Source organism: Streptomyces sp. NP-1717 (genome assembly GCF_022695985.1).
Classification (GTDB): domain Bacteria; phylum Actinomycetota; class Actinomycetes; order Streptomycetales; family Streptomycetaceae; genus Streptomyces.
Map to the genome: position 1 here is coordinate 1 of NZ_JAAPBF010000178.1, position 14,800 is coordinate 14,800.

Sequence of the window (14,800 nt, forward strand, 5' to 3'; positions counted from 1 at the left end):
CGACCGGCTGGTCCATGGAGGAGCGGCTGTACAACCAGGTGTGGGGCATGTTCGAGGACCTGGCCCGCGCCACCGCCGCCTACCGCAGCGCCGTCGACTTCGCCGAGTCCCGCATGGACCAGGAGCTCGACCGAGTCCTGTCCGACCCGCGCAGCCGCATAGGCGGTACCGGCGACGCAGCGCGCGAGGCCGCCCGCGCCAAGCGCGACCGGCTCACCGACCAGGCGCGCGAGGCCCTCGACCGGGACCTCGGCCAGCTGGCCGCCGAGTCCGGGGTCGTCGAGCCCGCGCTGCCGCCCGCGTACGCCCGCTGGGACAACCCCGTGTGGCACGCCTACCGCGTCCCGATGGACAACCCGATGGCGCTGCGCCTCGGTGATCTGCATCTGCCCGAGCGCACCGACCTGCGCATCCCCATGCTGGTCAGGCTCCCCCTGGAGCGCGGCCTGTGGATCGACAGCGGCCGGTCGGGCTCGGAGGCCGCCCTGATGCTGGACGAGGGCCAGCTGCGCGGGCTCGCGATGGACAACGCGGTCTCTCACGCCGCGCGGCTTCTCGCGGCGTACCCGCCGGGCGAGTTCACCGTCCATGTGATCGACGCCGCGGGCTCGGCCGCCGGCTCCCTCGCCCCCCTGGTCGCCGCGGGCGTGCTGAACCAGCCGCCGGCGAGCGGCGCCGGTGGAGTCGCCGCCGTTCTCGCGCAGCTCACCCAGCGCGTGGACCTGGTGCAGATGGCGATCAGGGGCGGCGCGGCCGACTCACTGCCGCCCGGCCTCGACACCGCCGAGCAACTGCTCATCGTCAACGACTTCCCCCACGGGTTCGACGACCGCGCGGTCACCCAGCTGCGCTATCTCGCCGACGAGGGCCCGGCCGTCGGGGTCCATCTGATGATGGTCGCCGACCGGGAGGACGCCACCGCGTACGGCCCCGTGCTCGACCCGCTCTGGCGCTCGCTGCTGCGCATCACGCCGGTCGCCGACGACCACCTCGCCGACCCCTGGGTGGGGCACGCGTGGACGTTCGAGCCGCTGACGATGCCGCCGGGCAGCCAGATACTGCGGCGGGTGCTCGAACAGGTCGCCGAGGCGCGCCGGGCCTGGCGCCGCTGACCGCGCCGGACCCCGCTCCCCGCGCGTACCACCTGAACGGCGTCCGCCCTACCCCCTTGGCGTCCGCCTGACCTCGCCTTTTACTCCCTCTTGGGATTTCCTGTACTCTACATTGAACGGAGGGGAGTACTCCCACACCGCGACGTACCCGTCAATACGGACCGCCATCGGTCCCGGGGCGTCGGCCCGCGCGGACGAACCCCCGGGTGGAAGAGACCTCCGGCAGCGACGACGCTGATCAGTAGCCGTACGAAGCCGGAGGCACAGTGGACGTTTCATGGACCCTGTGGGTGCTGACCATTCTTGGTCTGTGTGCCCTGATCGCGGTCGACTTCTTCATCGGGCGCAAGCCCCATGACGTGTCGATCAAGGAAGCCGGAACCTGGACGATCGTCTGGATCGTCCTCGCCGTGCTGTTCGGCATCGGCCTGCTGGTGTTCGGCAACAGCCAGGCATCGGGCGAGTTCTTCGCCGGATTCATCACCGAGAAGTCGCTCAGCGTCGACAACCTCTTCGTCTTCGTCCTGATCATGGCGAAGTTCTCGGTGCCCTCACACCTCCAGCAGCGGGTGCTGCTCGTCGGTGTGCTCATCGCCCTCGTCCTGCGGGCCATCTTCATCGCGGCGGGCGCGGCGATCATCGCCAGCTTCTCGTGGGTGTTCTACATCTTCGGCGCGTTCCTGATCTACACCGCCTGGAAGCTCATCCAGGAGGCGCGCTCCGACGAGGAGGAGGACGAGTTCGAGGAGAACCGCCTCCTGAAGTCGATCGAGAACCGTTTCGGAGTCGCCGACAAGTACCACGGCACGAAGCTGTTCATCCGGAACAACGGCAAGCGCGTCCTGACCCCGCTGATGGTGGTCATGCTCGCCATCGGCACCACCGACGTGCTGTTCGCGCTGGACTCGATCCCCGCGATCTTCGGCCTGACCCAGGACCCGTACATCGTCTTCACCGCCAACGCCTTCGCGCTGATGGGTCTGCGGCAGCTGTACTTCCTGATCGGTGGCCTGCTCAAGAAGCTGGTCCACCTCAGTTACGGCCTGTCGGTCATTCTCGGCTTCATCGGCGTCAAGCTCGTGCTGCACGCACTGCACGAGAGTGGCGTCCATGTCCCCGAGATCTCCATCCCGTTCTCGCTCGCCGTCATCTGCGGTGTGCTGATCGTCACCACGATCACCAGCCTGATCGCTTCCAGGAAGCAGGCGGAGCGCGAGGCGGCCGAGGGCAAGGACAGCGAGGACAAGGCCGGTATCGGGGCCTGACCGCGCGGCGCACGGCACAGCGGGACCGGGGCGAGTGGCGACAGCCGCTCGCCCCGGTTCGTGTGCGGGGTCCTGGCCGGTACGCGACGGTGGTCCGCCGGGCTTCCCCGCCGGCCGCGTACGTGTCCTACCAGCCGCGTTCGCGCCAGGCCGGCAGCTGCGGGCGTTCGGCGCCGAGGGTGGTGTCGTCGCCGTGTCCCGGATAGACCCAGGTCTCGTCCGGCAGCCGGTCGAAGAGCTTCGTCTCGACGTCGTCGATCAGACTGGCGAACGCCTCCGGGTCCTGGTGGGTGTTGCCCACGCCGCCGGGGAAGAGGCAGTCGCCGGTGAAGAGGTGCGGGTGGCCGTGCGGGTCGTCGTAGACCAGGGCGATCGAGCCCGGCGTATGGCCGACGAGACGGCGGGCGGTCAGCTCGACGCGCCCGAACCGGATCGTGTCGCCGTCCTCGACCAGGACCCCGGTCGGGACCGGGATGCCCTCGGCGTCGTACCGGCCGGCGTACGTCACGGCGCCGGTGGCGGCCACGATCTCGGCCAGTGCCTGCCAGTGGTCGCCGTGCCGGTGCGTGGTGACGACGGACGTGATGCCGTCGTCACCGATCAGCGTCAGCAGCGTGGCCGCGTCGTTCGCCGCGTCGATCAGCAACTGCTCCCCGGTGGCCCGACAGCGCAGCAGATAGGCGTTGTTGTTCATCGGGCCGACGGCGACCTTGGAGATCATCAGGTCGGTCAACTCGTGCACATCGGCCGGTCCGTCGAGCTTCACGGCTCCGCTGTAAGTCATACGGACCAGCCTATAGCGGGGGCAGCACCGGCAGGGTGGTGTCCGACGTCCTGAGCGCCGACCCGTCACGGCGGCCGGCGAGCCAGCCCATGAGGTCGGGCGCGGGGCCGGTGACGGTGGCCGGGTTGCCGTCCGCGCGGCCGGTGCGCCAGGTGCGCCCGCCGGGGGTGCTCAGTGCCAGCGGCGGTACGTCCGCGTGCCCGGCGAAGCGCTCGGTCAGGAAGTCGATCTCGCGGTGGACGAAGTCGCCGGAGAGATCTTCGAGTTCCAGGCCGATACCCAGGTCGACATGGTGGAGCTCGACCTCGACGAGCCGGCGGAACGGGACCCGGGCGGCCACGTCCGTCACACCGTTGCGCAGCGCGACCGTGCGGGTCCAGTCGGCGGGCACGGCGGCCACACGCCGGAAGCGGTCGGCGGTGGCGCGCACGTCGGCGAGCTGCACGTCGAGGGGCCGGGGGCCGTCGCGCTCGATGTCGGCGTCGCGGGTGGCCGCGTCCGCGTACATCGGCCGTCCTTCCAGCACATTGACCAGTGCGTCACCGTTCCTGGCGAGATGGGCCAGTACATGACCGCGGCTCCAGCCCGGCAGCCGTGACGCCTCGGCGGCGGAGGCGTTGTCCATTCGGGCGGCCGCGCCGAGGAGCCGCTCCGTCGCTTCGCGTAGGGATTCCAGGTCGCGCACATGATCGAGCATGGGGCCGACGATAGCCCCACCACTCGTTCGGGTGAAGGCGAAGACCGGCGACCGTAAATCGAATGCGCGTGCTATAAGCTCGTCGGAGGCATCCTGGTTAGGGAGCCCTCGCAGCCCGGTGGCCCAGTGACCCGGGTCTCTCCGTACGGCAGTCCATCGCTCTGGCGACCCCCATTACTCTGGGACGGGGGCTCCGCCCCTGCTTCTCTCTAGAAAGGTGCGGACCGGCGTGGCCGACCGTCTCATCGTCCGTGGCGCTCGCGAACACAATCTCAAGAACGTCTCGCTCGACCTCCCCCGTGACTCCCTGATCGTCTTCACCGGGCTCTCCGGGTCGGGCAAGTCCTCCCTCGCGTTCGACACGATCTTCGCCGAGGGACAGCGTCGCTATGTCGAGTCGCTGTCCTCCTACGCCCGGCAGTTCCTCGGCCAGATGGACAAGCCCGACGTCGACTTCATCGAGGGCCTCTCGCCGGCCGTCTCCATCGACCAGAAGTCCACCTCCCGCAACCCCCGGTCGACGGTCGGCACGATCACCGAGGTCTACGACTACCTCCGGCTGCTCTTCGCCCGTATCGGCAAGCCGCACTGCCCCGAGTGCGGCCGTCCGATCGCCCGCCAGTCGCCGCAGGCCATCGTCGACAAGGTCCTGGAGCTGCCCGAGGGCAGCCGCTTCCAGGTGCTGTCGCCGCTGATCAGAGAGCGCAAGGGCGAGTTCGTCGACCTGTTCTCGGACCTCCAGACCAAGGGGTACAGCCGGGCGCGCGTCGACGGGCAGACCATCCAGCTCAGCGAGCCGCCGAAGCTTAAGAAGCAGGAGAAGCACACCATCGAGGTGGTCGTCGACCGCCTCACGGTGAAGGGCAGCGCCAAGCGCCGGCTGACCGACTCGGTCGAGACCGCGCTCGGGCTCTCCGGCGGCATGGTGGTCCTGGACTTCGTCGACCTCCCGGAGGACGACCCCGAGCGCGAGCGGATGTACTCGGAGCATCTGTACTGCCCGTACGACGACCTGTCCTTCGAGGAGCTGGAGCCCCGCTCCTTCTCCTTCAACTCGCCCTTCGGCGCCTGCCCGGACTGCACGGGCATCGGCACCCGCATGGAGGTCGACGCGGAGCTGATCGTCCCCGACGAGGAGAAGTCTCTCGACGAGGGAGCGATCCACCCCTGGTCGCACGGACACACGAAGGAGTACTTCGGCCGGATGATCGGCGGCCTGGCGCAGGCCGTCGGCTTCCGTACGGACATCCCCTGGGCCGGACTGCCCCAGCGCGCCAAGAAGGCCCTGCTGTACGGCCACAAGACCCAGGTCGAGGTGCGGTACAGGAACAGGTACGGCCGGGAGCGCGCGTACACGACCCCCTCCTTCGAGGGCGCCGTCTCCTTCGTCAAGCGGCGGCACTCGGAGGCGGAGAGCGACACCAGCAGGGAGCGCTTCGAGGGCTACATGCGCGAGGTGCCCTGCCCGACGTGTCACGGCACCCGTCTCAAGCCGCTCGTCCTGGCGGTCACGGTCATGGACAGGTCGATCGCCGACATCTCCGCGATGTCGATCAGCGAATGCGCCGACTTCCTCGGCAAGATGACGCTGAACGCCAGGGACAAGAAGATCGCCGAGCGGGTCCTCAAGGAGGTCAACGAACGGCTGAGGTTCCTGGTCGACGTCGGCCTGGACTACCTCTCGCTCAACCGCGCGGCCGGCACCCTCTCCGGCGGTGAGGCGCAGCGCATCCGGCTCGCCACCCAGATCGGCTCCGGTCTGGTCGGCGTCCTCTACGTGCTGGACGAGCCGTCCATCGGTCTCCACCAGCGCGACAACCACCGGCTGATCGAGACCCTCATCCGGCTGCGCGACATGGGCAACACCCTGATCGTCGTGGAGCACGACGAGGACACCATCAAGGTGGCCGACTGGATCGTCGACATCGGCCCCGGCGCGGGCGAGCACGGCGGCAAGGTCGTCCACTCCGGTCCCCTGAAGGGGCTCCTGGTCAACGAGGAGTCGATCACCGGGCAGTACCTGGCCCGGAAGAAGGCCATCCCGACGCCGGACGTCCGCAGGCCGGTCGACCCCGGGCGCGGGCTCACCGTCCACGGCGCGCGGGAGAACAACCTGCGGGACATCGACGTGTCGTTCCCGCTCGGACTGTTCACCGCGGTCACGGGTGTCTCCGGATCGGGCAAGTCGACCCTGGTCAACGACATCCTCTACACGCACCTGGCCCGTGAGCTGAACGGCGCCAAGTCGGTGCCCGGACGCCACACCCGGGTCGACGGGGACGACCTGGTCGACAAGGTCGTGCATGTCGACCAGTCGCCCATCGGCCGTACGCCCCGGTCCAACCCGGCCACGTACACCGGTGTCTTCGACCATGTGCGCAAGCTGTTCGCCGAGACGATGGAGGCGAAGGTCCGCGGCTATCTGCCGGGACGGTTCTCCTTCAACGTCAAGGGCGGCCGCTGCGAGAACTGCGCGGGCGACGGCACGATCAAGATCGAGATGAACTTCCTGCCGGACGTCTACGTCCCGTGCGAGGTCTGCCACGGAGCGCGCTACAACCGGGAGACCCTGGAGGTCCACTACAAGGGCAAGTCCATCGCCGAGGTGCTGGACATGCCCATCGAGGAGGGGCTCGACTTCTTCGAGGCCGTCCCGACGATCTCGCGCCATCTCAAGACGCTCAACGAGGTCGGTCTGGGCTATGTGCGGCTCGGCCAGTCCGCGCCGACCCTCTCGGGCGGCGAGGCGCAGCGTGTGAAGCTGGCCAGTGAGCTCCAGAAGCGGTCCACGGGCCGCACGGTGTACGTGCTGGACGAGCCCACCACCGGTCTCCACTTCGACGACATCAGCAAGCTGATCACGGTGCTGTCGGGGCTGGTCGACAAGGGCAACACGGTTATCGTCATCGAGCACAACCTGGATGTGATCAAGACGGCGGACTGGGTCGTCGACATGGGTCCCGAGGGCGGCAGCGGCGGCGGGCTCGTCGTCGCCGAGGGCACACCGGAGCAGGTGGCCGGAGTGGCGACCAGCCACACCGGCAAGTTCCTCCGGGAGATCCTGGACGCGGAGCGGATCAGCGACGCGGCCCCCTCCGGCGGGACGAAGTCACCGGCCCGCAGGACGGCGGCGAAGAAGACCGCGGCGAGCACGGCGAAGTCCGCGACGAGGACGCCCCCGGCCAAGAAGACGGCCGCGCGGTCGCGTAAGTCCTGACCCGGACGGGCCGAGGTGCCGCCGTGCGGCGCCTCGGCCCACCTCACGCGCCAGATCTGGGTCAGAATGGGCACCTTCCATCAATCGGCAGGATGCGAGATGAAGGTGTCCGAGCAGCAGCGCGGCGACGGCGGTTCCGTCGCCCGGATCATGGCAGAGGTCCTCGGAGCCGACGAGTTGAAGCCCTCCGACAGCTTCTACGACTTCGGCGGCACGTCCCTCCAAGCGGTACGAATATGCACCCGCGTCAAGAGAGAGCTGGGCATCAGGGTCTCTCCGGACACGGTGTTCGACAGCGACACGGTCGCCGACTTCACCGCCGCCGTGATCGCCAGCGGCGAAGCCGTCTGACGGGGACGGGGACCGACTTCTCATGTCCCGCTCGTCCCGCACACCCGACTCCCGCACACCCGGCGTGCGGCTCATCCATGAGGCCGTCGCCTCGCAGGCCCGGCTCCGGCCGGACGCCACGGCACTCGTCTTCGAGGGCCGGCGTGTCGGCTACCGGACGCTCGACCTGGCGGCGGAGGCGTACGCCGTGGAACTCGGCCGCCTCGGTGTGGGCCCCGGACTGCTGGTGCCCGTGCTGCTGCCACGCTCGCCGCGGTTGGTGTCCGTGATTCTCGCCGTACTCAAACTCGGTGCCGCCTACGCGGCGCTGGATCCGAAACTGCCCGCCGACCGGCTGCGAACCGTGCTCGGCATGCTGGCGCCGCCGGTCGTCGTGGGCCCGCAGCCGACCGTGAACGCGTCGGCCGGCACGGACACCGGGAGCCGCACCGTATGGAGTCCGCCCGACGAGGAGCTGAGCGAGGCGGCCGTCCGCGCACCGGCCCCGGGCTCCCCGGAGGCGACAGCGACGACGACGGCATCGGCAGCGGCGGAGGCGACGGACGCGGCCGCCCCGGCCACCGTGTTCTTCACCTCGGGCACCACCGGCACCCCCAAGGGCGTGCTCTCCCCGCACCGCGCCACCACCCGGCTCTTCGGCCCGGACGGCTTCGCCGACTTCGGCCCCGGCCGTGTGATGGCCCAGGCCGCCCCCGTCTCCTGGGACGCGTTCACCCTCGAACTGTGGAGCATGCTGACGACCGGCGGCACGGTCGTGCTCGTCGACAGCGACTACTTCCTCCCCGACGACCTCGCCGAACTCGTGCGCTCCACGGGCCTCGACACAGTCTGGCTCACCGCCGCGCTCTTCAACCTCTTCGTGGACGAGGACCCCGACTGCTTCACCGGACTGCGCCAGGTCCTCACCGGCGGCGAACGGCTCTCCGCCCCGCACATCCGCTCCTTCCTCGCCCGCCACCCGGGGATCACGCTGCTCAACGGCTACGGCCCCGTCGAGTGCTGTGTCTTCGTCACCACCCACCGGATCCGACCGGCCGACTGTGAGGCCGAGTACGGCATCCCGCTCGGTACGGCGGTCCCCGGCACCGCGATTCACATCCTCGACGGCGCCCGCGAGGTCCCGCCCGGCGCGCTCGGCGAGATCTGTGTCTCGGGGGAGGGGCTGGCCGACGGCTACCTCGGCAACGAGCGGGCCACGGCGGAGAGTTTCGCCACATTCGACCCCGGCACCGGCCCCCGCAGGATCTACCGCACCGGCGATCTCGGCAGGCTGGACGGCGACGGGGTGCTGCACTTCCACGGCCGCGCCGACCGGCAGATCAAGATCGCCGGGCACCGCGTCGAGCCGGCCGAGACCGAGACCGCGGCCCTGCGGCTGCCGGGGATCCGGGAGTGCGCCGTGCTTCCCGTGGCCGGTGGGAGCGGTGCGTTCGAGCGTCTCGCGATGTTCTACACCGAGGAACCGCTCGCCGGAACCGAACCGCCCCACGGTGCGGCCGGTGGCGACGGCGGCGCCGCCGTGGAGCCGGACGCCGTACGGAAAGCGCTCTCGGCCGTGCTGCCGCGCGCCCAGGTACCGGACGAGGTACGGCGGATCGCCTCCTTCCCCCGGACGCCCAACGGGAAGATCGACATCGCCGCTCTGTTGGACCTGCCGGGCTGAGCGACGCATGATCGGTGTCTGATTATCGCCGTACCGGCCTCCTCCGCCACCCCCCAGAGGTCCGTCCCAGTCGTTCGCACCACGAAGCGAGAAGCGATGGAACCGCGTACCTATCCGATGTCGTTCGAGCAGGAGTCGATCTGGCTCAACGACCAGTACCAGCAGGGCACCTCCCGCTATCTGGAGTCGTGGGTCCACCGGCTGCGGGGCCCCCTCGACATCGTTGCCGTCGAGGCCGCGCTGACCGGCATCGTGGCCCGGCACGAGGCGCTGCGCAGCCGGCTGACGCTGGTGGACGGAGACCCGCTGCAGATCGTCGTGCCGCCGATGCGGGTCCCCGTCGACGTACGGCGCGTCACGGCGGACGAGCGGGAGGCGGCGCTCCGGGAGGCGGTCACCCGGCAGACGGACCTCGCCGAACCGCCGCTGCTGAAAGCCACGCTGCTGGTGACGGCCGACGGGACCGACGGCGATGACGCGGAGCCGCACGCGGGCGCCGGCGATGCGCACGCGGGCGCCGGCGGCGAGTCCGTACTCGCCGTCGCGATCCACCACGCCGTGATCGACGGCTGGTGCTTCAGCCTCCTCGACCAGGAGTTCAGCGAGCTGTACCGCGCCGAGACGGAGCACAGGGCGCCCCGGCTGCCCGAACTGCCCGTCCAGTCGGGGCCGTACGCCGAGCGGCAGCGGAGCACCGGCGGCGACCACCGCGCGCGGCTGGTCGAGCACTGGCGGGCCGAACTGGCGGGCGCGCCCGACGAGTCGTCCTTCCCCGCCGACCGGCCACGCCCGCCGGCCCTGAGCCACCACGGCGGCCAGGTCGAGTTCGCCGTCGACGCCGCCACGGGATCGCTGATACGCGGCCTCGCCGCCCGGCTGCGCACGACACGCTTCGTGGTGCTCGCCGCCGCGCTGACCGCGCTGATCGGCCGGCACAGCGCCCAGGAGGACCTGGTCATCGGCACACCGGTGTCGCGCCGCGACGAGCCGGAGACCGAGGACCTGATCGCCTGTCTCACCGATGTGCTGCCGCTGCGCGGACGGCCGCGCCACGACCGGTCGTTCACCGACCTGGTCGTGGAGATGAAGGGGCTCGTCAGATCGGCCGTCCGGCACAAGGACGTGCCGTACAGCCATCTGGTGCGCGAGCTGGGCGTCGAGCGCACGCTCAGCCGGTTCCCGCTCTTCCAGGTGGTGTTCGCTGTCGACGACGCGCCCCCGTCCGCGCTGACCCTGCCCGGCGTCGAGGCCGAGCGCTTCCAGGTGCACGGCGGCACCGCCAAGTACGACGTCTTCCTGCACCTGGTGCCCGACGGCGACGGGTACCGCGGACGGTGGGAGTACTCCGCCGACCTCTTCGACCACGCGACGGCCGAACGGCTCGCGGCCCGGTTCCGTACGCTCGTCGCCGACGCCGTCGCCCGTCCGGAGACCGCGCTCCAGGACCTCGCGGTCATGCCGGCCGACGAGGAGCGCCGGATGCTCACCGAGTGGGCCCACGGCGCGCCGCCGCCGCCCGGAGTCCCGCTCGTGCACGAGGCGTTCGCGCGCTCGGCCCGGCTGGCACCGGACGCGCCCGCCGTCGTCGCCCGGGGGAGGACTCTGTCGTACGCGGAGCTGGACGCCGCCGCCGACCGGGTCGCCGCGCTGCTCGTCGCGCGGGGCGCCGTACGCCGCCCGGTCGGAGTCTGTGTGGAACGGACCGAGAACCTGCCGGTGGCGGTCCTCGGGGTGCTGAAGGCGGGCGGCAGCTGTGTGCCGGTCGACCCGGAGCATCCGGCCGAGCGGATCGCGTTCACGGTGCGGGACAGCGGGATCGACGTCCTGCTGACCGAGCGGCGGTGCCGGCCGGCCGAACTGCCCGCGGGTGTCGGGGCGCTGCTCCTCGACGGGCTGACGGACGAGCGGCCCGACGAGCGGCCGGACGGCCCGCCGGCCGCGCCGGTCGTTCCGGTGGGCGCCGACGACCTCGTGTACGTCATCTACACCTCGGGCTCCACGGGGGAGCCCAAGGGTGTCGCCATGGAGCACGGCCCGCTGGCCAACCTGGTCGAGTGGCAGCGGCGCCGGTCGGCGACGGGCCCGGACACCCGTGTGGGGGCGCGCACGCTTCAGTTCGCGCCCCTGGGCTTCGACGTCGCGTTCCAGGAGATCTTCGCCACCTGGGCGGCGGGCGGCACGCTCGTCCTCGTGGACGAACAGGTCCGCAGAGACCCGCACCAACTGCTCGGCCTGATCGCGTCGGAGCGGATCGAGCGGCTGTTCCTGCCGTTCGTCGCGCTGCAGCAGCTGGTGGAGTACGCGTGCGCCACCGGCCGGCGCTGCGACTCTCTCAAAGAGGTGCTCACGGCGGGCGAACAGCTCCATGTCACGCCCGCGCTGCGGCAGTTCTTCGGCTCGCTCACCCCGGCCACCCTGGAGAACCAGTACGGCCCCTCCGAGACACACGTCGTCACGGCGGACCGGCTGGGCGCAGACCCGGCCGCCTGGCCGGATCTGCCGAGCATCGGGCGACCCGTCGACGGTGCGACGGTCGTGCTGCTGGACGAGCGGCTGCGGCCGGTGCCGCCGGGCGCCGTGGGGGAGATCTGCGTGGGCGGGCCGGTGGTCGCCCGCGGTTACGTGGGGCGCCCGGAGCTGACCGCCGAGAAGTTCGTGGCGGGCGACCTCACGGGCACGGGCACCGGCACCGGCGCCCTCCCGAGCGTCGGGCCGGCGGCCGGCGGCCGGTTCTACCGCACCGGCGACCTGGCCCGGCTGCTGCCCGACGGCCGGATCCAGTACCTCGGCCGCGGGGACGGCCAGGTCAAGATCCGCGGCCACCGGGTGGAGACCGGCGAGGTGGAGGCGGCCGTACGCGCCCAGCCCGGCGTGGCCGACGCGGCCGTCGTGGCCCAGGACCTCGGCCCGGGAGCCGGGAAGCGGCTGCTCGCCTACTACATAGCCGGTGACCGGCGCCCCGCCGGGCCCGAGGAGATACGGCGGGAGCTGCGCACCCGGCTGCCCGCCCCGCTGGTCCCGGCGCGCTGCATACCGGTCGACCGCTTCCCGCTCACGTCGAGCGGCAAGGTGGACCGCGCGGCCCTCGCCGGCACGGGCTTCGGCGCGGGCCACGGAGACGGCCGGGGTGACGGTGGGCGCGACGGCGGTGAGGACCGGTACGCCGGGAGCGGCACCGCGCGGACCGTCGCCGTACCGCGCACCGCCACACAGGAGCGGATCGCGCAGCTGTGGACGGAGCTGCTCGGCCCCTTCCCCCGCCCCGTCGGCGTGCACGACGACTTCTTCACGCTCGGCGGCGACTCCCTGCTGGCGACCCGGCTCGTCCTCGCGCTCCGGGAGGAGCTGGACGTCACCGTGCCGCTGCGTTCGGTCTTCACCTCACCGACCGTCGCCGGCCTCGCCGCCCTCGTGGACGACGCCGGGCGGACCACCCGGAGCCCCGATCTCAGCGGTGACATCCGGCTCGACCCCGACATCGTTGCCGCGGACGACGTCCGCACCGTCGTCCCCGACCCGGAACACGTCCTGCTCACCGGAGCCACCGGCTTTCTCGGCGCCTTCCTGCTGAGGGAGCTGCTGCGGCGGACCGACGCCACCGTCCACTGTCTGGTGCGCGGCGGCGACCGCCCGGACGCCGAGAAGCGGCTGCGCTCAGCCCGGGAGTCCTACGGCCTCACCGACCCCTCGACCGAGCACCGCGTCACCGTCGTCACGGGCGATCTCGCCCGGCCCCGGCTCGGTCTCTCCGCCGCCGACTTCGACCGGCTCGCCCGCACCGTAGACGCCGTCTACCACGCCGGGGCCGCCGTCAATCTGGTCTTCTCCTACGAACAGTTGAGAGAGGCGAACGTCTGCGGCACGCGGGAGATCCTGCGGCTGGCCGCCCGCCACCGCACCGTGCCCGTCCACCACGTCTCGACCGTCGGTGTGTACGGCGGCGGGGCCGGGAGCCCGTACGACTCCGGCGAGGGCCCCGGTCACGCCGTACGGCCCGTGCGCCCCGTACGTCCCCAGGACCCGACCGGACCGCCCGCCGCGCTGGAGCACGGCTACACGCAGAGCAAATGGGCCGCCGAGCGGCTCGTCGAGGCCGCCCGCGCCCGGGGACTGCCCGTCTCCGTCTACCGGCCGACCCGGATCACCGGCGACTCGGCCACCGGCGTGTGCCAGACGGGCGACTTCATGTGGCTGCTGCTCAAGGGCTGCCTTCAGGCGGGTGTGGCCCCCTCGGACGTCGACACGGCCTTCGACCTCGTGCCGGTGGACTACGTCAGCGCCGCCGTGGTGGCCCTCTCCCGCCAGCCCCGGTCGGCGGGGCGGACCTTCCACATCGCGGGGGAGCGACCGCTGCGCATGGACACCGCCTTGGCGCGGCTGCGCGCCCTGGGGCACACCGTCAGGGACGTGCCGGCCGCCGACTGGCTCGCCGCCACGGAGGCGGACCCGGGCAACGCCGCCTTCCCGCTGCTCGCGGCCATGGCCGCCGAGACGCGCGGCGGGGGCTCGGAGGGCAGCGCCCTCTTCGACGCGGGGGACACCCGGCGTGCGCTGGAAGGCACCGGCATCGTCTGCCGGGACATCGACGAGGCGCTCTTCCGTACCTACGTGGAGTACTTCACCCGCACGGGATTCCTGCCGCCGCCGGCCGGCCGCCGCGCCGGCGGCCCGTCCCCGGTCCCCAAGGCGAAGCCGCAGCCGGCTCCGGCCCCGCCGTCCGCCGCTACGACAGCTCGCCCTCATAAGGAGGTTCAGCGCCGGTGCGGGAGCAGGTGACGGCGGCGGCGCGTGCGGCGAAGCCGAGGACGGACCGCCACCGTTCCTCGCCGAGCGCCTCCAGCGCCCGCCCGGACAGGGCGTCGAGGACGGCCAGCCGGTGCAGCAGCGCGGCGTTCACCGTGTCACCCGCGCCGATCGTGTCGACGACGTCCACCGGGGCGGCGGGGACGGCGAACTCCGCCCCGGCCCGGGTCCGTACGGTCAGCCCGTCGCCGCCTCGCGTCAGCACCACGGCCGCCGGACCGGCCGGCACACCCCCGAGCCACCGCGCGTCCTCCTCGGAGAGCTTGAGGAGCGACACATACGGCAGCCACCGCGCGAAGCGCGCGCGGTAGGCGTCGGCGTCGGGGATCACCGGTGGCCGGATGTTCGGGTCGAGCAGGGTGAAGACCCCGCGCTCCGCCTCGCGGCGCAGCAGCGCCTCGTAGGCGCTCGCGCCCGGTTCGAGTACGAGCGAGCAGGTGCCCAGGGCGAGCGCCCTTGTCGACGGCGGCAGTTGGGCCGGCAGTTCGAAGAGCCGGTCGGCGGTGCCCTGCGCGTAGAAGCCGTAGCCCGCCGAACCGTCGCTTCCCAAGGAGGCGACGGCGAGCGTCGTCGGTTCGGGGCCGCGCTGTACGAGGGAGGTGTCGACGCGCGCCGACCGCAGACCGTCCAGCAGGGCCCTTCCGAAGCCGTCCGTGGAGACACGCGAGCAGAAGGCGGTCCGGGCGCCGAGCCGGCCGAGGGCGACGGCGGTGTTGTACGGGCCGCCGCCGAGCCGGGGCAGCAGGGGCGGCAGCGGGCCCTCGCCCCCACCGCCCGGCCCACCCGCCCGGCCGGGGGCGGCCGCCCGCGGCACCAGGTCGATGAGGGCCTCTCCGGCGACGACGATCACGCCGCCGAACGTAACCCATCGTTCCCGCCCGCGACAGCGTGTGCGCGGGCCCGGCGCG

Annotated in this window: 8 protein-coding genes and 1 pseudogene; 6 read left to right on the top strand and 3 right to left on the bottom strand. The window is 71.8% G+C overall.

Annotated features, from left to right (window positions below):
• Together GXP76_RS26875 and GXP76_RS26880 are read left to right on the top strand one after the other, a co-directional pair.
• Positions 1–1,112, top strand: a pseudogene (locus GXP76_RS26875) (export associated protein); the annotation flags it as partial.
• 266 nt (positions 1,113–1,378) lie between these two features.
• Entirely contained in the window at positions 1,379–2,377 is a 999-nt protein-coding gene (locus tag GXP76_RS26880; protein ID WP_242574197.1) for a TerC family protein, read from the top strand.
• Positions 2,378–2,504: 127 nt separating this feature from the next.
• On the opposite strand, the gene GXP76_RS26885 is transcribed toward GXP76_RS26880, so the two are convergent.
• Complete coding sequence (locus GXP76_RS26885; RefSeq protein ID WP_242574198.1) at positions 2,505–3,161, bottom strand: MBL fold metallo-hydrolase; 657 nt, start codon at positions 3,159–3,161, stop codon at positions 2,505–2,507.
• Positions 3,162–3,171: 10 nt separating this feature from the next.
• On the bottom strand, positions 3,172–3,858 hold the full coding sequence (locus GXP76_RS26890; protein ID WP_242574199.1) for a maleylpyruvate isomerase family mycothiol-dependent enzyme: 687 nt from the start codon (positions 3,856–3,858) through the stop codon (positions 3,172–3,174).
• Positions 3,859–4,087: 229 nt separating this feature from the next.
• Here GXP76_RS26890 and uvrA point away from each other — a divergent pair, with 229 nt between their 5' ends.
• From uvrA to GXP76_RS26910, 4 genes are all read left to right on the top strand, one after another.
• On the top strand, positions 4,088–7,075 hold the full coding sequence (uvrA, locus tag GXP76_RS26895) for an excinuclease ABC subunit UvrA (RefSeq protein WP_242574200.1): 2,988 nt from the start codon (positions 4,088–4,090) through the stop codon (positions 7,073–7,075).
• Between the two features lie 99 nt (positions 7,076–7,174).
• Positions 7,175–7,426: an acyl carrier protein gene (locus GXP76_RS26900; RefSeq protein WP_242574201.1), complete on the top strand. Its 252-nt coding sequence runs from the start codon at positions 7,175–7,177 to the stop codon at positions 7,424–7,426.
• Positions 7,427–7,448: 22 nt separating this feature from the next.
• Positions 7,449–9,089 (top strand): amino acid adenylation domain-containing protein, encoded by a 1,641-nt coding sequence (locus GXP76_RS26905; protein WP_242574202.1) that lies wholly within the window; start codon positions 7,449–7,451, stop codon positions 9,087–9,089.
• A gap of 96 nt (positions 9,090–9,185) precedes the next feature.
• Entirely contained in the window at positions 9,186–13,865 is a 4,680-nt protein-coding gene (locus tag GXP76_RS26910) for a non-ribosomal peptide synthetase (protein WP_242574203.1), read from the top strand.
• Here the strand turns inward: GXP76_RS26910 and GXP76_RS26915 are convergent.
• Positions 13,813–14,742 carry a carbohydrate kinase gene (locus GXP76_RS26915; RefSeq protein WP_242574204.1) on the bottom strand — a complete coding sequence of 310 codons (930 nt, stop codon included), beginning with the start codon at positions 14,740–14,742 and terminating at the stop codon, positions 13,813–13,815. The genes GXP76_RS26910 and GXP76_RS26915 overlap by 53 nt on opposite strands.
• Positions 14,743–14,800 lie beyond the last annotated feature (58 nt).

Coding starts and splice junctions, on each gene's coding strand:
- GXP76_RS26885 (WP_242574198.1), bottom strand. CDS start 3,161: ATGACTTACAGCGGAGCCGTGAAGCTCGACGGACCGGCCGATGTGCAC.
- GXP76_RS26890 (WP_242574199.1), bottom strand. CDS start 3,858: ATGCTCGATCATGTGCGCGACCTGGAATCCCTACGCGAAGCGACGGAG.
- GXP76_RS26900 (WP_242574201.1), top strand. CDS start 7,175: ATGAAGGTGTCCGAGCAGCAGCGCGGCGACGGCGGTTCCGTCGCCCGG.
- GXP76_RS26905 (WP_242574202.1), top strand. CDS start 7,449: ATGTCCCGCTCGTCCCGCACACCCGACTCCCGCACACCCGGCGTGCGG.
- GXP76_RS26910 (WP_242574203.1), top strand. CDS start 9,186: ATGGAACCGCGTACCTATCCGATGTCGTTCGAGCAGGAGTCGATCTGG.